21 protein-coding genes and 1 other RNA gene are annotated in these 16,890 nt (G+C 46.8%); 5 read left to right on the top strand and 17 right to left on the bottom strand.

Annotated elements, in window-relative coordinates; all coding sequences use genetic code 11:
* Positions 1 to 34: 34 nt before the first annotated feature.
* Together copZ and csoR are read right to left on the bottom strand one after the other, a co-directional pair.
* Positions 35 to 241, bottom strand: coding sequence for a copper chaperone CopZ (copZ, locus tag ABK447_RS03760; RefSeq protein WP_015240581.1), 207 nt, complete (start codon positions 239 to 241; stop codon positions 35 to 37).
* 75 nt (positions 242 to 316) lie between these two features.
* Entirely contained in the window at positions 317 to 622 is a 306-nt protein-coding gene (csoR, locus tag ABK447_RS03755; protein WP_025285265.1) for a copper-sensing transcriptional repressor CsoR, read from the bottom strand.
* Between the two features lie 138 nt (positions 623 to 760).
* Here csoR and ABK447_RS03750 point away from each other — a divergent pair, with 138 nt between their 5' ends.
* A complete protein-coding gene (locus ABK447_RS03750; RefSeq protein ID WP_059367827.1) occupies positions 761 to 1,801 on the top strand; it encodes an oxidoreductase in 1,041 nt (346 codons plus the stop codon).
* Between the two features lie 44 nt (positions 1,802 to 1,845).
* On the opposite strand, the gene ABK447_RS03745 is transcribed toward ABK447_RS03750, so the two are convergent.
* Both ABK447_RS03745 and ABK447_RS03740 read right to left on the bottom strand, forming a co-directional pair.
* Positions 1,846 to 2,481 carry an FMN-dependent NADH-azoreductase gene (locus tag ABK447_RS03745; RefSeq protein WP_015240584.1) on the bottom strand — a complete coding sequence of 212 codons (636 nt, stop codon included), beginning with the start codon at positions 2,479 to 2,481 and terminating at the stop codon, positions 1,846 to 1,848.
* 303 nt (positions 2,482 to 2,784) lie between these two features.
* Entirely contained in the window at positions 2,785 to 3,636 is an 852-nt protein-coding gene (locus tag ABK447_RS03740) for a helix-turn-helix transcriptional regulator (protein WP_094031281.1), read from the bottom strand.
* Between the two features lie 103 nt (positions 3,637 to 3,739).
* On the opposite strand from ABK447_RS03740, the gene ABK447_RS03735 reads away from it, so the two are divergent.
* The 3 genes from ABK447_RS03735 to ABK447_RS03725 are packed head-to-tail and all read left to right on the top strand — an operon-like array spanning position 3,740 to position 6,162.
* Positions 3,740 to 4,957 carry an MFS transporter gene (locus tag ABK447_RS03735; RefSeq protein ID WP_100001609.1) on the top strand — a complete coding sequence of 406 codons (1,218 nt, stop codon included), beginning with the start codon at positions 3,740 to 3,742 and terminating at the stop codon, positions 4,955 to 4,957.
* Entirely contained in the window at positions 4,957 to 5,373 is a 417-nt protein-coding gene (locus tag ABK447_RS03730; RefSeq protein ID WP_094031283.1) for a carboxymuconolactone decarboxylase family protein, read from the top strand. Before ABK447_RS03735 ends, ABK447_RS03730 begins: the two co-directional genes overlap by 1 nt.
* 3 nt (positions 5,374 to 5,376) lie before the next feature.
* Positions 5,377 to 6,162 (top strand): amidohydrolase family protein, encoded by a 786-nt coding sequence (locus tag ABK447_RS03725; protein WP_094031284.1) that lies wholly within the window; start codon positions 5,377 to 5,379, stop codon positions 6,160 to 6,162.
* 201 nt (positions 6,163 to 6,363) lie between these two features.
* Here ABK447_RS03725 and ABK447_RS03720 read toward each other — a convergent pair whose 3' ends face one another.
* The 9 genes from ABK447_RS03720 to ABK447_RS03680 are packed head-to-tail and all read right to left on the bottom strand — an operon-like array spanning position 6,364 to position 13,422.
* Positions 6,364 to 7,692, bottom strand: coding sequence for an LLM class flavin-dependent oxidoreductase (locus ABK447_RS03720; RefSeq protein WP_094031285.1), 1,329 nt, complete (start codon positions 7,690 to 7,692; stop codon positions 6,364 to 6,366).
* On the bottom strand, positions 7,689 to 7,976 hold the full coding sequence (locus tag ABK447_RS03715; RefSeq protein WP_012118454.1) for a glutaredoxin family protein: 288 nt from the start codon (positions 7,974 to 7,976) through the stop codon (positions 7,689 to 7,691). The genes ABK447_RS03720 and ABK447_RS03715 overlap by 4 nt, the downstream gene beginning before the upstream one ends.
* A gap of 11 nt (positions 7,977 to 7,987) precedes the next feature.
* Positions 7,988 to 8,995 carry an LLM class flavin-dependent oxidoreductase gene (locus ABK447_RS03710; protein ID WP_012118455.1) on the bottom strand — a complete coding sequence of 336 codons (1,008 nt, stop codon included), beginning with the start codon at positions 8,993 to 8,995 and terminating at the stop codon, positions 7,988 to 7,990.
* Entirely contained in the window at positions 8,992 to 9,771 is a 780-nt protein-coding gene (locus ABK447_RS03705) for an amino acid ABC transporter ATP-binding protein (protein ID WP_094031286.1), read from the bottom strand. The genes ABK447_RS03710 and ABK447_RS03705 overlap by 4 nt, the downstream gene beginning before the upstream one ends.
* Positions 9,768 to 10,475: an amino acid ABC transporter permease gene (locus ABK447_RS03700; RefSeq protein WP_094031287.1), complete on the bottom strand. Its 708-nt coding sequence runs from the start codon at positions 10,473 to 10,475 to the stop codon at positions 9,768 to 9,770. Before ABK447_RS03700 ends, ABK447_RS03705 begins: the two co-directional genes overlap by 4 nt.
* A gap of 15 nt (positions 10,476 to 10,490) precedes the next feature.
* A complete protein-coding gene (locus ABK447_RS03695) occupies positions 10,491 to 11,213 on the bottom strand; it encodes an amino acid ABC transporter permease (RefSeq protein WP_007409997.1) in 723 nt (240 codons plus the stop codon).
* Positions 11,214 to 11,235: 22 nt separating this feature from the next.
* The gene (locus ABK447_RS03690) at positions 11,236 to 12,048 is read right to left on the bottom strand and encodes an amino acid ABC transporter substrate-binding protein (RefSeq protein WP_025285272.1); all 813 of its coding nucleotides are present in this window, start codon (positions 12,046 to 12,048) and stop codon (positions 11,236 to 11,238) included.
* Positions 12,049 to 12,073: 25 nt separating this feature from the next.
* The gene (locus ABK447_RS03685; RefSeq protein WP_069007348.1) at positions 12,074 to 12,886 is read right to left on the bottom strand and encodes an amino acid ABC transporter substrate-binding protein; all 813 of its coding nucleotides are present in this window, start codon (positions 12,884 to 12,886) and stop codon (positions 12,074 to 12,076) included.
* On the bottom strand, positions 12,883 to 13,422 hold the full coding sequence (locus ABK447_RS03680) for a GNAT family N-acetyltransferase (protein ID WP_003151702.1): 540 nt from the start codon (positions 13,420 to 13,422) through the stop codon (positions 12,883 to 12,885). Before ABK447_RS03680 ends, ABK447_RS03685 begins: the two co-directional genes overlap by 4 nt.
* Positions 13,423 to 13,573: 151 nt before the next feature.
* Here ABK447_RS03680 and ABK447_RS03675 point away from each other — a divergent pair, with 151 nt between their 5' ends.
* A complete protein-coding gene (locus ABK447_RS03675) occupies positions 13,574 to 14,455 on the top strand; it encodes a LysR family transcriptional regulator (RefSeq protein WP_023357134.1) in 882 nt (293 codons plus the stop codon).
* Positions 14,456 to 14,506: 51 nt separating this feature from the next.
* On the opposite strand, the gene ABK447_RS03670 is transcribed toward ABK447_RS03675, so the two are convergent.
* From ABK447_RS03670 to smpB, 4 genes are all read right to left on the bottom strand, one after another.
* Positions 14,507 to 15,301 carry an SDR family NAD(P)-dependent oxidoreductase gene (locus ABK447_RS03670; RefSeq protein WP_015418226.1) on the bottom strand — a complete coding sequence of 265 codons (795 nt, stop codon included), beginning with the start codon at positions 15,299 to 15,301 and terminating at the stop codon, positions 14,507 to 14,509.
* A gap of 114 nt (positions 15,302 to 15,415) precedes the next feature.
* Positions 15,416 to 15,721 (bottom strand): barstar family protein, encoded by a 306-nt coding sequence (locus ABK447_RS03665; RefSeq protein ID WP_100001611.1) that lies wholly within the window; start codon positions 15,719 to 15,721, stop codon positions 15,416 to 15,418.
* A gap of 77 nt (positions 15,722 to 15,798) precedes the next feature.
* Positions 15,799 to 16,161, bottom strand: a transfer-messenger RNA (tmRNA) gene (gene ssrA, locus ABK447_RS03660).
* A 167-nt stretch (positions 16,162 to 16,328) separates the two neighbouring features.
* Positions 16,329 to 16,799, bottom strand: coding sequence for an SsrA-binding protein (gene smpB / locus ABK447_RS03655; RefSeq protein ID WP_003151688.1), 471 nt, complete (start codon positions 16,797 to 16,799; stop codon positions 16,329 to 16,331).
* Between the last annotated feature and the right edge of the window lie 91 nt (positions 16,800 to 16,890).

Below are 16,890 nucleotides of genomic sequence, written 5' to 3'. Positions count from 1 at the left end.
GAAAACCGCGCCCGTTCCCGAAGCGCGATAAACCCTATACGACGTCATACCCTTGATCTTCAATCGCGTCTTTTATATCTGATACGGAGACTTTGTTCTCATCAAACGTCACATCCACCTGTCCGGCTTCCAATTTCACCTGAACCGCCGTCACTCCGTTCAGTTCTCCTACTCCGGTCTCTACTGCTTTGACGCAGTGCTGACATGACATGCCTTCGACTTGCAGTGTTTTTTGTTCCATGATAATTCCCTCCACGTCTTGTTTTTTCTTCTTCATGTTACCATACCCCTGTAGGGTATTTCAAAACATTTTATTTTACGATTTTGCGATTTTTTTCACAACATCAAGCAGCTCGGCAATCGCCTGCTCCCCGTTTCCGCTCTCAATGGCGCCGGCTACGCAGTGATGGGCGTGATCTTCCAGCAGATGAAACGCGACTTTCTGCATGGCCGCCTGTACGGCTGAAATCTGCACGAGAATATCCACGCAGTATCGTTCGTTATCCACCATATTCTGAATGCCCCTGACTTGGCCTTCAATCCGTTTCAGCCGGTTCAGGATCTGGTCTTTTTCTTTGGTGCTTTTATGATTTAACGATTGATGCTCGGTATGTTTGTCCATTTTCCACCTCGGTTTTTTTCTTCGTTATCTTCATTATACAGACTTGAAAATCCGGTGTAAAAAATTTTCAACACACAAGTTTTACCAGTACACCCGCGGGGTATATAATGTTATCACTTATCAAGAGGGGGAAACTCATTGAAAACGATACAAGTCGGCATATTGGGATATGGTTTGTCGGGTAAAGTTTTTCATGCGCCGCTTTTGGACGTCCTTGATGATTATCAGATCAAAAAAGTCATGACGTCCAGAACGGATGAGGTCAAACGTGATCTGCCGGGGGCTGAAGCCGTGCGCGCGATTGAAGACATTACCGGTGATCCTGACATTGATCTCGTCATCGTCACGACACCGAGCGGAATGCATTATGAATCAGCGATGAAATGTCTCCTGGCGGGAAAACACACCGTCGTGGAAAAACCGATGACGGCGACTTCAGCAGAAGCGGAGGAGCTGAGAAGAACGGCTGAAAATAAAGGCGTCTTGCTGAGCGTGTACCACAACCGGCGCTGGGACAATGACTTTTTAACAATACAAAAGCTGATTCGGGACGGGGCGCTTCAAGACATTCATACATATCAAGTCAGCTACGATCTATACAACCCGGTTGTACAGGAAAAATGGCGCGAAAAGAACGGACCCGCCACGGGAACGCTGTATGATCTCGGTTCACATATTATTGACCAGACACTTCTGCTTTTCGGAATGCCGGAATCCGTCACCGCACATGTGATGAAACAGCGGGACAACAGTGAAACCGTTGATAATTTTCTGGCCGCGCTCCATTACGGCAAACTTCAGGTCATTCTTCAATCCGGCTCCATGAATGCGGCAAGCGGCCCGCGCTATCAGATTCACGGACGGAATGCAAGCTTTATCAAATACGGAATGGATGGACAGGAAGATGCGCTTTCAGCGGGCAAAAAGCCGATTGACGACAGCTGGGGCGCCGATGATCCTGACAACTTCGGAGAGCTGACAATCGCAGCGGATGAAAAACGGCATACAGAAACAATCCCCTCTGAGAACGGCTCTTACCTTACGTACTACAAACTGCTGGCAGACAGCATCTTAAACGGAAAACCGCTTCCCGTTACGGCAAAAGAAGGCATCGATGTCATCCGTGTCATTGAAGCGGCGATGAAAAGCAGCGAACAAAAACGGACGATTGCCCTTTAATATGAAAAACCTCCCAGCCGTACGGCGGGGAGGTTTTTTTAAGATCAGAATGATTTTCCGGCTTCTTTCGCGCGGGCAATCGCATCTTCTTTAATTTGCTGTGCTTTATTCGGTTCAGCATTATGGCCTTCAACGATTAATCCGTCAAAAGAAGGAACGCCGAAGAAGTTCATCATGATGCCGATGTAACGGTGGCCCATTTCCATGTCAGCCGCCGGTCCTTCAGAGTAATAGCCTCCGCGCGCCTGAATGTGGAGCGCTTTTTTGTCTGTCAACAGACCGATCGGGCCTTGCTCTGTATATTTGAATGATTTTCCGGCTACAGCCACAGAATCAAGGTACGCTTTCATAACAGGCGGGAATGAGAAGTTCCAAAGCGGTGTGACGAATACGTATTTGTCAGCTGCCGCGAATTGATCGCTCAGCTCGTTCAGACGGCTGACTTTCGCTTTTTCGTTTTCAGAAAGCTCTTCAAAACCTGTGCCGGATTGAAGTTTCCCCCAGCCGCTGAATACATCCGCGTCGATATGAGGAATGTTCTCTTTGTAAAGGTCGATATGTACAACCTCATCATTCGGGTTTGATTCTTTATAAGAATCGATAAACGCTTTTCCTGTCGCCATGCTGTAAGATGTCTTTTCATCATGAGGATGAGCAGTGATATAAAGTACTTTTGCCATTGTAAACAGCCCTTTCGTTTTCAGATTACACACACATTTATTATGAAATATGAATGTTTTTTTATACTGATCAGTTCTGTAATAATTATAGTTACAAAAAAATCTTTTCGCAACAATAATATCTCGAAATCAGTATATTTTTTTCAAATTTCGACAAAGAAAAGACCGATTTTGACCATGTTAAGCCTAAATCGGCTGTTTCATTTCAGACAGTTGTGTGGAATTTATCCATGCAAAATGTTCCTGCTCTTATATTAGAGACAAACGAATTCCGCTTCATACGTTCGAATTTATCACACTCTTTTATTGCAGGTCTGCTTGCCAGTTTAACAAATGCTTCATTTTCTGTTCTGTTTCACCTTCTTGGCGAGGTTGGTAAATGGTTAATTTTAGTTCAGGGGCATCGTACACTTGAAGAGTAATATGATCCATAATCATTTCTCCAACTAAAGGATGCAGCAGTGTTTTTTTGCCGCAAGGAGTACCTAGAACTTCATGTTTGGACCACCAATTACGAAACTCAGGGCTCTTATTGGTAAGTTCTTTAATGATATCTTTAAACCACTCATCACCGACAAAACGTGTATAGGCTAAACGAAATTGAGCAATCAAGCGTTGCGCATGATCTTCCCAATTAAGAAAGAGGTCTCGGTATTCTTTAGACGTAAAACAACGCCAGACTGCATTACGATCTCGATCATTCATTTTATTAAAGTCACCAAAAACCACGGCAGCAGCTTTATTCCAGCTTACTATGTTCAATTTTTCGTCGGTTACATATGTAGGGCAGTATTCTAATTGACTCAATACATTTTTCAGGACGCTATTTACACTTTCAACGAGAGGTCTTCCCACCTTAGATACCAATGGCCGATTTGCTAATAAAAATAGATGCTCTTTTTCCTCTTCATTTAACCTGAATACACGCGAAATAGCCTCCAATACGTCTGAAGATACCTGTATATCACGCCCTTGCTCTAACCATGTATACCAGGTTACTCCTATTCCTGCCAGCTGAGCTGCTTCTTCTCGGCGCAGTCCTTCTGTTTTTCTGCGCGGACCAATAGGTAAACCAAAGTCTTGAGGAGATAATCGCGCCCGTCGTGTTTTTAAGAAATCCCCTAGTTCTTTCCTTCTTTCTTTGTCACTTAACATGAACATCTCCCCTTATAAGTAGTAGTTTTAATAATAGGATAAACACACTCCTATTCCCATTATAAACCTTCATCTATTCTAATAAATGAAGGAGGTGAGTTTTATGGTTTTCAAAAATAGGGCTGAGCCTTTCCCAAAAGGATTAGTTCTCCTCATGGCTGCAGCATGTGGTTTTACAGTAGCTAATGTCTATTTAAATCAAACGCTCTTAGTCAGTATGGCAAATACTTTTCACGTTTCTGAAAACTATATAGGAATTGTAGCAACTTTAACTCAAGTGGGATATGCATTGGGAAATCTTTTATTGGTACCATTAGGTGACATTTTTGAACGGAGAAAATTGATCCTAAGTTTATTATCTATTGTATGTATAATTTTAGCCGCAACTGCTTTATCAATGAATGTAACGTGGCTGATTGCAGCAAACTTAATTCTTGGATTTGTTACCATAGTCCCTCAAATTATTGTTCCTCTTGCTGCTAATTTAGCTTCAGAAGAGAACAGAGGAAAAGTGTTAGGGAATGTTGCCATTGGCTTAGTGTGTGGGATTTTAGGCGCTCGATTTATCAGTGGTTTTGCAGATTCCCATTTTGGATGGAGATCAATGTATTGGGCTTCTTTTGCTGGCACAATGATAATGATCATTTTAATGGCAATGTATCTTCCAAAAAGCAAAGGAAATCATGCAATGCAGTATAAAACATTACTTGCATCTTTAGGCCCGTTATTTAAAAAAGAAAAAGTGTTGCAAAAAGCTTGCCTGAGTCAAGGAATGATGTTTGGTTCCTTTAGTGCCTTCTGGACAACTCTTATTTTTTTATTAAATACTTCTCCTTATTCTTATGGGAGCACCGCGGCAGGTTTAATAGGTTTAGTGGGAATAGCTGGAGCCTTTGCAACTCCCATGATTGGCCGGGTGATCGATAAAAAAGGATCAAAATTTGCTAATACCTTATGTATGTTTATTTCTTTAATCGCTTTTCTGACCTTAATATTCTTAGGATATTGGTTACCGGGATTAATTCTTGGCGCACTATTAGTAACAGTTGGCACGCAAGCAAATCAAGTTGCTTGTCAAGCTGCTATCTTTCAACTATCTCCTGAAAAGAGAAGCAGATTAAATGGTTTATACATGGTATCTACATTCTTAGGCGGATCTTTAGGATCATATCTAGGTGTACTTGCTTGGAGCAAATGGCATTGGAATGGAGTATGTACAGTTGGGATACTCATGATAGGTATTGCTTTTAGTTCCTTATTTAGCTTACCTAAAAAAAGAACAGTAAAAAATAGAGAATTCGAGAAAGGAAGTCATATCTAATGTCTGAAAATATAGAAAACTACAAAAAGGGATTGGAAGTTCTATCAAAAATTGATCCGCACAACTATCAAAATATCGTAAACAGTTTTAAAGATTCAGCAGCACCTGACTTGGGAACTTTGGCTGTGGAATTTAATTACGGTCAAATTTTTTCCAGACCGGGATTAGATTTAAAATCCCGCCTTCTTGCAGCAGTTGCTGGTCTGACTGCTTTAGGTAATACGGAACAATTAAAATTTTATATTAACGGAGCTTTAAATGTCGGATGGACCGAAGAAGAAATTGTGGAAGCTATGATGCAAATGTTAATTTATGCAGGCTTTCCTGTCGCATTAAATACCATTTTAACAATAGCTACTGAAGTATTTTCTAAAAGACGAAATCAGCTGTCATCCAATTTATTGGAAGGAGAGTAAAAAATGATTATTGATAGTCATGCCCACGTAGTTCTACCTGTAGAAAAACACATTGAAATGATGGATTCAAGCGGGATAGATAAAACTATTTTATTCTCTACGCTTGTTCATCCAGAAAAAAGTGAAAGCTACGATGAATTTATTCAGGAAATGGATGTACTGAATCAAATTTTAAATAACGAAATAAATCCCCTAGAAGCACGATCAAAAGCTTTAGAAGAATTGAGGGATGCTATCGCAAAATATCCTGACCGTTTTATTGGATTTGGATCAGTTCCCCTTTTAAGTTCCTCCGGAGAACTGCATGATTGGGTTGAGAAGATTGTAAAAGATTATAAAATGAAGGGACTTGGAGAATTCACCCTTGGTTCAGGCCAAATTAAAATGCTTGAGCCTGTATTCCAGGCAGCTAGTGATTATAATTCCTTTCCGATTTGGGTGCATACATTCCATCCACTCAATTTAAATGATATTCAGGAATTGTTCGCTTTAACTCGTAAATATCCCACTGTCCCTGTAATCTATGGCCATTTGGGAGGGATTCATTGGCAGCAAGTTATTGCATTAACAAAAGAAACAAAGAACGCCTACCTAGATATTTCTGCATTTTATACAACCTATGCATTATCTTTGGCTATAAAAGAACTCCCAGAGAAAACTTTATTTAGTTCTGATTTTCCATATGGTGATCCATTCCTAAATAAGTTGGCAGTTGAACGCCATGCTTCAAGTGAAGAAGTCGTACAACGAGTACTAGGCGGAAATATTGCTAACCTCTTAAAGATTTAACTTATTTTTATAACAATTTCTTAGGGAATATAAGTTTGAAGGATTGCATTCAGCAGGTTTTCATTCCTTACGTCTTTTAAATAATAAAGAGCCGATTTACTCTTAACGGTTAACGGGGTAAATCGGCTCTTTTCTTATCCAAAATGCTGGCGGGATCCCTTTAATGACGGGAATGGCAAGCAGCAGAAAAAGCAGAAACATTTAGTTTCTGCTCAAAATCGGGTTTGATTTACAGACCGGAATATCCAACCCGAGATTCCCCCGCAGTGTATCGGCCGGATAGCTTTTTCGGTACAGCCCCTTTTCCTGGAGGATTGGTATGACATGATCCACAAAGGCTTCAAGCATGCCCGGGATGTCAGAGTGAATGATAAACCCGTCCGCCGCTTCCCGCTGAAACCATGTTTCAATTAATGACGCTACACGTTCAGGTGTGCCGATAAAATGGGTTCGCGGAAACGCGGCTTCGCGCGCCACTTGACGCAACGTAAGATTCCGGGCTTTCGCCTCCCTTTTGATACGGTCTGTCGTGCTTTGAAACGCGTTTTTCCCGACGTCGCCCAAATCAGGAAACGGCTCATCCAGCGGAAAACGGCTCAGATCATAATCGTCAAAAAATCTGGCCACATATTTAACGGCGTTCTCTATCGGAATCAGCTCGGCGAATTCTTGGTATTTCGCTTCCGCTTCTTCTTGTGAGCCGGCTATAATCGGACTGATTCCCGGAAAAATCCGCAGCTTGGAAGCGTCCCGGCCGTAATCCGCCGCCCGCTTCTTCACATCATCATAAAAAGCCTTCGTTTCCTCAAGTGAATTGGAGTGCGTAAAGACTGCATCTGCATTCCTCGCGGCAAACGACCGGCCGGTTTCTGAAGACCCCGCTTGGAAAACGACCGGCTCTCCCTGTTTGGATCGGCCGATATTCAGCGGACCCTCCACTTGAAAATACTCGCCTTTGTGATACAGGCGATGCAGTTTGTCAGGGTCAAAAAACTGCCCGGTTTCTTTGTTGCGGACGAAGGCATCTTCTTCCCAGGAATTCCACAGACCGCGCACCACGTCCACATGTTCCTGGGCGATGGCGTAGCGCCGGCTGTGGTCGGGAAGGCTTTCTTTGCTGTGATTGCGCGCGGCTCCCGCCTGCGGAGAGGTGACGAGATTCCAGCCCGCCCGGCCGCCGCTGATATGGTCAAGAGACATCAGCTGTCTTGCGATGGTGAACGGCTCAGTGAACGATGTGGAAAATGTGCCGATTAAACCAAGATGGGTTGTAGAGGCGGCAAGCGCCGATAAGATAGTGATCGGCTCAAACCGATTTAAGAAATGCGGGATGGACTTTTCAGAAATGAACAAGCCGTCCGCAATAAAAGCAAAGCTGAACAGCCCTCTTTCAGCAGTCTGCGCTTTTTGCCTGTAAAACGCCGCATTCGTGCTTGCTGTCGGATCGGCGTCGGGATGACGCCAGCCGTCCGTTGTGCCGCCGATACCGTGAATCATGGCTCCGAATTGAATAAGATCCGTCCGGCTCATTTTCTCTCCCCCTTTTTCCCCTCGTAATCGGCAAGCGCCCGTTCTACATGTTCAATGCCGACTTGAGTAACGGCCTGATACACACGGCTGTCACCGCTGCCGATTTCAACGACGGGAACATGACGGATGCCGTACTTCGTCTGCAGCACGTCACGCAATTCGTCCCGTTCTGTCACATCAATTGTTTCGTATGCAACGGCATTTTCCCGCAAATATCCTTTCACTTCATCGCAATAGGAGCAGCCCTGTTTGCTCCAGACCACAACGTTTACTTCATAACTCATGTTCATCCCTCCTATAATTGCGGGGCCGGCTGCACCGCTTCGCTTAACAGCCGGTAAGACAATCGTTTTTCCTCAGCGTTTTTGATAGGCGACAAAATCACAAAATCAGTAATGCTGTATTGAACGGATAATCGTCGCAGCTCGGCGGCAGTCTCTTCTTTTGTCCCGGCAATCACACCCGTCTTTTGTGTAATCAGCTTATACGGCTGCGTGACTTGTTCAAGAAACGCTTCCGCTTGTTCCCGGGAACCGACATTCACCTTTTTGCCGTCTTCGAGAATGATTTTGACCGACTCACGCGATACCACGTGTTTTTCCGCTTCTGCTTTTGTATGCGCGGTAAAGACCATCGGCGCAAGGTGAAACTCCGCCTTCGATCCTTTCGGCAGATGCTCGTCAAAGGCGTGGCGCGCTTTTTCTAACGCAGCCTCTTCACCGTTTATGAAATAGGCGAAAACGAAGGAAATGCCGAGTTTGGCCGCGGATATCGCGCTTTCCGCGCTGCCGCCGAGCAAAAAGAGGTCAGGCGCATACTCAGTATGCGGCGCCGGCCGCAATGACGCGTAGCGGTGCGAGTCCGGAAAATCATTTCGGATGAAATGAGTCAGCTCCTCAAGCTTTTCTTCAAATAAACGGGCGGGCTGGATAAGCTCCCGCTGCAGCGCATCGGTTGACAGCTGAAATCCGCCGGGCGCTTTGCCGACACCAAGCGCCACACGGCCGGGAGCAAGAGCGGACAGAACCCGGAACTGCTCTGCCACTTTATAAGGACTGTAATGCTGCAGCATCACCCCGCCGGACGCGAGACGGATTTTTTTCGTGCTTGCGGCAAGATACCCCAGAACAATTTCCGGCGCTGATCCCGCTATCTCTTCATTGTTATGATGCTCCGCCGCCCAGAAACGGTCATATCCGTATTGTTCGGCCTCCTGAGCCAATCTCACCGTTTGCCGCAAGGCTTCTTCTGCGGTTTGGTTTTCCGCGGTGACACTTTGGTCTAAAATGCTTAAACGAATCATACGACAGGCTCCTTTATGCGCTCTTTTATGTCATAACCGTAATCAGGCAGCACGCGGCGGAGGAACTTCTTCGTTCTTTCTTTTTTCGTCTTGTAAAAGACTTCCTCAGGCGTTCCTTGTTCCACGATTGCTCCTTCATCCATAAACACAATTTGGTCGGACACTCTTCTGGCGAATTCCATTTCATGAGTAACAATGATCATGGTGGCGCCGGTCCGCACAATGTTAAGCATCACCTCGAGCACCTCGCCGACAAGCTCCGGATCGAGGGCTGCGGTCGGTTCATCAAACAGCATCACATCAGGATGAATGGCAAGCGCCCTGGCAATTCCGACCCGCTGCTTTTGTCCTCCCGACAGCTGATTCGGATAGGCGTGCAATTTATCCTGAAGCCCCACCTTGGCCAGTTCCCGCTCGGCAATGGCGTACGCATCTGTTTTTTTCATTTTCCTTGCGATCGTCAGGCCTTCCATAACATTTTGAATCGCCGTTTTATGCGAAAACAAATGATATTGCTGAAAAACCATCGCCGTCTGTTTCCTCAGTCTGAGAATGTCTTTTTTGGCAGGCTTTTTGCAGTTAATGACTTCACCGTGCAGCGAAATGGCGCCCTCATCCGGCCGCTCAAGTAAATTAAGGCAGCGCAGAAAAGTGGTTTTCCCGGAACCGCTCGGGCCGATGATGGTCACGACTTCTCCTTTCCGGACACTTAAATTGATCCCCTTTAGCACGTGATGACCGCCAAAATGTTTCTGAATGTTTCGAATTTCGATCATAATGCGCCTCCTTGATATCTGGCTGCCCTTTTTTCCGCCAGACTGTTTACAGCTTCGAGAATCAGCGTTAATCCCCAATAAATCACGGCAGCCCCGATAAATGCTTCCAGAAATGCATAGTTATCGGATGCCGCAATCGTCGCCGTTCCTGTAATTTCAGGCACCGCAACAATGGTCGCGATGGAAGTGGTATGCAAAAAGCCGATGCCTATGTTGGTGAAGTTCGGCAGCGATATCATGAACGCCTGCGGCAGAACCACGCGCCAAATCATCTGGCCCCGCGTCAAGCCGATTGAATATGCCGCCTCCGCCTGCCCCGTATCGACGGCCATGATCCCGGAACGGAGAATTTCCGTCATATAAGCGCCTGCCGTTAATGACAGTGCCATGATGACAAACACGGCGACCGGAATCTGATTGGCCGACCAGCCGAGATGAAACGCGCGGCTGAATTGATCGGCAATCAGCGGAACCCCTAAATAAATCAGCATAATATGGAGAATCGCCGGGGTGCTGCGAAAAAAAGACACGTAAAACGATGAGCAGGCCAGCAGCCATTTGATGCGGAATATACGCACCGTGATATTGCCGAGAGCTATGAAAAATCCGGCAATAATCGGAATGACCGTCATTGCCAATGTAAGCGGAACGGTTTTCATCATTTGTTTGATCGCAGTGCCGATAAATGGAATATCCAGCTCCACTGTTCTCCCTCCTTTTCAGCCGTGCGCGCTCATGTCAAAAACCGTCACAAGGCGCGTCTCATCTTTCTTGATTCGTTTTTCGGCCCATCTGAAGACACATTCAAATAAAAGGGCGGCCGCATAATACAGAACAGAAAGCGAGATATACACTTCTAAAGAATGATTGCTCGATGTAATCAAGGTCTGTCCTCTGCCCGACATATCCATCACCCCGATCGAAAAAGCGAGTGATGTATCTTTTAAGAAACCGATCACCATATTTCCGATGTTGGGAAAGGCCTGCACAAGCGCCTGCGGCAGAATGATGCGCCGGAATGTCTGCCCCCCGTTCAGCCCGATGCTGAAAGCAGCCTCCGCCTGCCCGCGGTCGACGCTGTTCACACCTCCCCTGATGATTTCGGCCGCTCTTGCCGCGCTGCTCAGCGCGTACGTGGCGATGGCCGCATACAAAGGGTCCATTTTGGAGGTATCAATTCCGGCGAGCGCCGTGAGCGCCGGAATACCGTAAAATACAATGAACAGCTGCACCATGATGGGCGTTCCTCTGAAAAAAGAGATATACAGCTTCGCAAACTGATTCAAAACGGGAATGCGATAGATGCGGGGCAGCGCCAAAAGCAGCCCCAATAGAAAGCCGAACAGCAGAGACACCGCCAATATATACAGCGTGACGGGCAAATACCCGAGCAATGTCGGCACAAAGGACGCGATCATACTGATATCAAACGCTTTTTCCATTGCCGATCCCTCTCTTTTTCACTTAATATTGCTCCTTTGAATAATCCGCACCGAGCCACTTTTCACTCAGCTTTTTAAGCGTGCCGTCATCAATGATTTCCTGCAGGGCTTTATCAATGTCATCGCTCAGCGTTTGTTCATTTTTGTTAAACATAAAGAACACTTTGGCATTTGACAGCACCCCGCCGACCGTTTTTTCTTTGATCGCGCTCGTTTTGTTTTGGAAATCGACGGCAAACGGCGTAGAAATCGTCGCATCGGCGCGGCCGGATTTCAGCTGATTGGCCGCATCGTTGGAGCCTTGGCCGGCATAAGAAATTTCAAACGGACTGCCGTGTTTTTCATTCCATTTTTTCAGCACAAGCGCGCCGTTTGACGTCGGACTCGTAATGACCCGCTTTCCTTTCAAGTCATCAATGCCGTGAATGTTCCCGTTTTCTTGAAGCACCGTGATTTTCAGCGGGAAGTTGTTATACGCGACTTGATTGAACAGAAATTTTTTCTCCCGTTCGGCGCTTTTCTCCATTTGATGGGCTACGATATCGACTTTATGCTGGCCGAGGCTGACAAGCAGGTTGGAGAAATCCATCGTTTTAAAAGTGAAACGATAGTCCGGCAGGCGCCTGTCAAGCTCTTTCACCAGCTCAACGTCGTAGCCCGTCAATTTGCCTTTATCGTCAATAAAGCAAATATTCGGAAATTGAGTTCCCGTGCCGACCGTAATGTTCTTCACGTTTTTCTGATTGCCTGATGCCGCCTCCCCGCCCGCGCCGCAGGCTGATAACGCCGCCGTTGCGGCAATTGTTAATGACATGACCGCCAGTCTTATTTTCATGTGATCGCCCCGTTTTCTGCTTCAATTATTTCGTGAAACTTGATTTTGAATAATCCGCGCCGAGCCATTTTTCACTCAGCCTTTTCAATGTGCCGTCCTTCTCCAGCTTTTGAATCGCCCGATCCGTATCGTCCGCCAGGGTTTGGCTGTTTTTATTGAACATAAAATACACCTCGGTATCCAGCAGCACATCACCGACCGTCTTTTGTTTGAACGCGTGCGTCTTATTTTGAAAATCGACGGCAAACGGCGTGGATACGGTGGCGTCAGCGCGTCCTGTCTCCATTTGGTTTGCTGTATCACTGCTGCCCTGCCCGGCGTATTTCAAATGTATCGGGCTGCCGTGGGTTTTGTTGTATGCCGTCATATAATCCGCCGCGTTTGACGTCGCGCCGACGATGACGGTTTTCCCTTTTAAATCCCGGAGCGTGTGTATCGCGTCATTATCCGCCTTCACCGTGATGTACATCGGCGAGTAGTTATACGGGATTTTGTGATACAAAAAGCGTTTCTCCCGTTCCTTATTTTTCGCCATATTGTGCGCGATCACGTCAATTTTCCGGTTTCCGAGACTTGTAAGCAGATTCGAAAAATCCATCGTCTTAAAGACAAATTTGTATTGCGGCAGCTGTTTATCAATGGCTTTCATCACTTCAATGTCATAGCCGGTCAGCTCGCCTTTTTCATCCATAAAAGCAATGTTCGGAAAATCAGTTCCCGTGCCGACAATGACGGTCTGCACGCCGCTCCCCGCTTTTGTGCTTTCTCCTTGCCCGCACCCGGCCAGCACGCCGAGCAGCAGAAGCAGACAGCCGGCTCTGATCCGTTTTTTTATCATTGCGCCCAGCTCGGTGTGCCTAACAGCGACGCGTCAAACCGCTCCGGTATGAGCACCTTTCTCATCATGACTCCGATGTCTCCGTCTTTCTCCTGCTCAAAATACACTTCATACCCCCTCCGTCTGTACATATCTACAAGCCAGGGATGCTTGCGCGCCGAAGTGCCGAGCGTGATGGCCGGGGCCTTCAGCGTATCCCGCAGCACGTGTTCCTCCACATAAGTCAAAAGTTTGCTGCCGATGCCCTGCCCCTTCAGCTCAGGAAGCGTCGCAAACCACCAGACGAACGGATATTTTGACGGAGGCGTGTCACTCTCCCACGGAAAACGGATCGTAATGGTTGAAAGAAGCCGTCCGTCCCGTTCGAGCACGACGGCTGAATGATTTTCAATATTTTCTGTTACCATATCGATGTCGGCCCGCGCCGACGGCCAGTCAATCTCCAAATTGCGGATCGGCTGAAACGCGCTGTACAGCAGCTCTAAAAACTCCGGCGCATCCTTTTTCTCAGCCAATCGAAATATGTCTTCACTCATTCCGGTCACTCTCCCCGCAAAAATATATAATTCCAATTTGTTTACTAAGCTTTGATTGTTTATACTATAAAGCAAACTGATTTATTTGACTAATCAAAAAAAGTAAAGGAAAGGTTCAAGAAAATTAATGAACAGCCGGGAGGGGATTTCGTTGGAATTACGCACCATTAAAACGTTCCATACGATCGTACAGTCAGGCAGCTTTTATAAAGCCGCCGAAATTCTGAACTACTCACAGCCGACGATTTCAATGCGGATTAAACAGCTGGAACAGGATGTAGGCGCGCAGCTGTTTGAACGGGGAAAGAAGCTGAAGCTGACAAGGGCGGGGCGGCTGTTTCATGAGCGGGCCGGGCAGCTTCTCGCGCAATACGAGGTGCTTGACCATACTCTGGCCGACATCAGACAGGGGCAGGCCGGCCTTATTCACATCGGCATATCCGAACCGACGGCAAGCCTGATCTTCCCTGCCGTACTGCGGGGGTTTTTAGATGATTATCCTGACATGTCGGTCAATGTCAGCGTGGATGATGCCAATACATGCAGCCGCAAACTGCTGGAGGGCGCCATTGATTTTGCCGTATGCGGCGAGCCGGAGCTGATTCTGGAGAATTATTTCGATCCGTTTTTCCATGACTCGCTCAATGTCATCGTGTCCGACAGACATCCCCTTGCCGCCAAAGCAAGCATCAATCTCGAAGACTTAGAAAATGAATGCCTGATTTTTACGCCCGCCAATTGCCCGATCCGGATTCAAATTGAACAGCACCTGCAGCGGTCCATCGGCAGCCGCTATCGAAAAATGGAGCTGACCAGCAGCATGGCTCACCAATACTATGTCAGGGAAAATATCGGCGTCTCAATCTTTACGGCGACGGCGCACTCAGAACCGATCGAGGGCACGAAGGTCATTCCGATCCATAACTTAACAATTTCACCGCCGGTCGGGCTGTTGACAAACCAGAAAGAAGAGCATTTTGACTGTGCCACAAAAGATTTAATCAGCAGGATCATCGGCCGGTTTTCAGCGTGATCCGCATTACAAAAACCCCCGCCACTTTGCGGGGGTTTTTGTATATTCATCTTATATAATGCTCCGCACCAAGCCGCCGTCGATCCGCAATGCAGATCCGTTAATGGCAGACGACAGCGGGCTGCTTAAAAAGGCGACAAAGTGGGCGATTTCTTCCGGACGGATCAATCGCTGAATGATCGACGTCGGACGATTCTCCTTCATAAATCGTCTCTCCGCCTCCGCCGCGGTCAGGTTTTCACCGGGATAAAGCGACTCGAGCATTGTTTCGACGCCCTCTGTTTTCGTGGAGCCGGGCATGACCGTATTCACCGTCACATTCGTCCCTTCCGTGAGCTCGGCCAGACTGCGTGACAGCGACAGCTGCGTTGTTTTCGTAGCGCTGTAATGGGCCATTTCCTGAGAAGGCATGACGGCCGCTTCACTCGCGATAAAAATCACCCGCCCTTCCTTCCGTTCAATCATCCGCTTTGCATACCGGCGTGTCAGCCTCACGCCGCTCATGATATTCACCTCGAAAAACCGGAGCCACTCTTCGTCAGGAATATCAAAGTATTCCGCAGGTTCAAAGATTCCTAAATTGTTGACGAGAATATCCACATCAGGGTACTGCTGAAAAATCGCGCCGCATCCTTCCGCCGTGCCTAAATCAAATGCGGCCGGATAGAGACGGGCATCCGGCGTCTGTTTCTCTAGTTCCCGGATCGTTTCGTTCACCTTTTCTTCACGGCGTCCGTTAATGATCACAGCCGCACCTTCTGCAATCAGCGAAGCCGCAATCGCCTTCCCGATGCCTGACGTAGATCCCGTCACAAGCGCCGTCTTTCCTTTCAACTGCAAATCCATCATCCATTCCTCCCTATCGCAAGTCTCTTCTTATATATGGACAGAAATCGAAAGCCTGAAACCTTCCGTCCCTATTATCGGATAGAAAAATGGATGAGGGGAAGTACGCACCTTTTAGTGCCTGTCCGTTGTCCCGGCTGACGGCTGATCGATTTGAATGACAAACCGATTACCTAACTCTTCTTGAGCCTCTTGAAACAGCTCCAAGACATCATCAGCATCCAAACCCAATTCCTTCTGACTGATCTCAAAATTCTTCCACACCAAAGTCAGCGGAAGTTCTATCCAGCCTGTCAGACAATCCCACAAGGCATTCAGATTTTCACCATAAAAGTCCGGGAAATCTAATTGATCTTTTAAGATTCGGTGTAAAGCTTCTGTGCTTGTAACATCTTTTCCGTCTATGATGACGATTTCCATTTACATTCACTCCTTGATTTTTCGGCATGAAAAAAACCGCAGTGCGTCATGTGACAGCACTGCGGTTCCTCTGTTATGTATGGAGACGGTGGGAGTCGAACCCACGTCCAGAAACATCGATTACTTAAGCGTCTACGAGCGTAGCCTGCATATTTCGTGTTTCACTCGTCTTCGTGCCTGCGGGCGGGCCTTCCGAGAGCTAGTCTGTCAGTCTCTTCTTACGTTCTCAGACGGGAACGCAAGCGTAGCCTACTTGGATGTGCTCTTCACGGACACATAGGCAATGTCAGGAAGAGCTCGCTGCGTTTATTAGGCAGCTAGTGCTAAGTTTTGGTTAAAACTTTTAGTTTTGCCAGTTATATTTAGGTGCGTGTTAACGAGATCGCCTCTCGGCTCGCAGCTCAAGCTCGATCCATCCCTGTCGAATCCGTAACGTCCCCTTGTTAAGGGTATACGGGAGATCTATCAAGCTCTTGCTCAACTGGCTGTACTGTTATTATACCATGATCACAGGCAAATTCAATTGGGAATGTCTTCAATAAACAGCCTGTGAATCTGATGTGTGAACAGTATAGCATACGGCAGTTATCACATCAAGGCTCAGGCATCAGAAGCCTTTTTGTCTGTCTCTGAACGCTCTTTCGATTTCTCTTTTGGCGTCTTTTCGTTTTAAATCTTCGCGTTTATCGTATGTTTTCTTCCCTTTTCCGAGGCCGATTAACACTTTGGCGAAGCCGTTTTTCAAATACAGCTTCAGCGGCACGAGGGAATAGCCTTTCTCTTTCGTCAGGCCGATCAGCTTATTGATTTCTTTCCTGTGCATCAAAAGCTTTCTCGTCCGGAGCGGGTCGTGGTTATAGCGGTTTCCCTGCTCGTACGGGCTGATGTGCATATTGTGGAGGAACACTTCGCCTCGCTCGATTTTCGCAAAGGAATCCTTCATGTTTACGCGGCCGGCGCGGATGGACTTAATCTCCGTTCCCTGCAGCACGATGCCTGTTTCATAGGTTTCTTCTATAAAGTAATCATGGTTTGCTTTTTTGTTTTGCGATAGTACTTTGCCTGATCCTTTTGGCATGCCTTATCCTCCTCTCTCCGCAAAAACCGTTCATGTGTGCGATACGCTTTATTTTAGCAAATGGAGCGTTCCGCGACAATGAAAATGCGGC

Source organism: Bacillus sp. hwrm1, assembly GCF_040207805.1.
In the GTDB taxonomy this organism is placed as follows: Bacteria; Bacillota; Bacilli; order Bacillales; family Bacillaceae; genus Bacillus; species Bacillus velezensis.
The sequence above is the reverse complement of the archived record's forward strand: the minus strand, read 5'-3'. Positions and strand labels throughout refer to the sequence as shown.

What these genes read in the sequence shown, in the direction of transcription:
- copZ (WP_015240581.1), bottom strand. Translation starts at nt 241, where the DNA reads ATGGAACAAAAAACACTGCAAGTCGAAGGCATGTCATGTCAGCACTGC.
- csoR (WP_025285265.1), bottom strand. Translation starts at nt 622, where the DNA reads ATGGACAAACATACCGAGCATCAATCGTTAAATCATAAAAGCACCAAA.
- ABK447_RS03745 (WP_015240584.1), bottom strand. Translation starts at nt 2,481, where the DNA reads ATGGCAAAAGTACTTTATATCACTGCTCATCCTCATGATGAAAAGACA.
- ABK447_RS03740 (WP_094031281.1), bottom strand. Translation starts at nt 3,636, where the DNA reads ATGTTAAGTGACAAAGAAAGAAGGAAAGAACTAGGGGATTTCTTAAAA.
- ABK447_RS03735 (WP_100001609.1), top strand. Translation starts at nt 3,740, where the DNA reads ATGGTTTTCAAAAATAGGGCTGAGCCTTTCCCAAAAGGATTAGTTCTC.
- ABK447_RS03730 (WP_094031283.1), top strand. Translation starts at nt 4,957, where the DNA reads ATGTCTGAAAATATAGAAAACTACAAAAAGGGATTGGAAGTTCTATCA.
- ABK447_RS03725 (WP_094031284.1), top strand. Translation starts at nt 5,377, where the DNA reads ATGATTATTGATAGTCATGCCCACGTAGTTCTACCTGTAGAAAAACAC.
- ABK447_RS03720 (WP_094031285.1), bottom strand. Translation starts at nt 7,692, where the DNA reads ATGAGCCGGACGGATCTTATTCAATTCGGAGCCATGATTCACGGTATC.
- ABK447_RS03715 (WP_012118454.1), bottom strand. Translation starts at nt 7,976, where the DNA reads ATGAGTTATGAAGTAAACGTTGTGGTCTGGAGCAAACAGGGCTGCTCC.
- ABK447_RS03710 (WP_012118455.1), bottom strand. Translation starts at nt 8,995, where the DNA reads ATGATTCGTTTAAGCATTTTAGACCAAAGTGTCACCGCGGAAAACCAA.
- ABK447_RS03705 (WP_094031286.1), bottom strand. Translation starts at nt 9,771, where the DNA reads ATGATCGAAATTCGAAACATTCAGAAACATTTTGGCGGTCATCACGTG.
- ABK447_RS03695 (WP_007409997.1), bottom strand. Translation starts at nt 11,213, where the DNA reads ATGGAAAAAGCGTTTGATATCAGTATGATCGCGTCCTTTGTGCCGACA.
- ABK447_RS03690 (WP_025285272.1), bottom strand. Translation starts at nt 12,048, where the DNA reads ATGAAAATAAGACTGGCGGTCATGTCATTAACAATTGCCGCAACGGCG.
- ABK447_RS03685 (WP_069007348.1), bottom strand. Translation starts at nt 12,886, where the DNA reads ATGATAAAAAAACGGATCAGAGCCGGCTGTCTGCTTCTGCTGCTCGGC.
- ABK447_RS03680 (WP_003151702.1), bottom strand. Translation starts at nt 13,422, where the DNA reads ATGAGTGAAGACATATTTCGATTGGCTGAGAAAAAGGATGCGCCGGAG.
- ABK447_RS03670 (WP_015418226.1), bottom strand. Translation starts at nt 15,301, where the DNA reads ATGGATTTGCAGTTGAAAGGAAAGACGGCGCTTGTGACGGGATCTACG.
- ABK447_RS03665 (WP_100001611.1), bottom strand. Translation starts at nt 15,721, where the DNA reads ATGGAAATCGTCATCATAGACGGAAAAGATGTTACAAGCACAGAAGCT.
- smpB (WP_003151688.1), bottom strand. Translation starts at nt 16,799, where the DNA reads ATGCCAAAAGGATCAGGCAAAGTACTATCGCAAAACAAAAAAGCAAAC.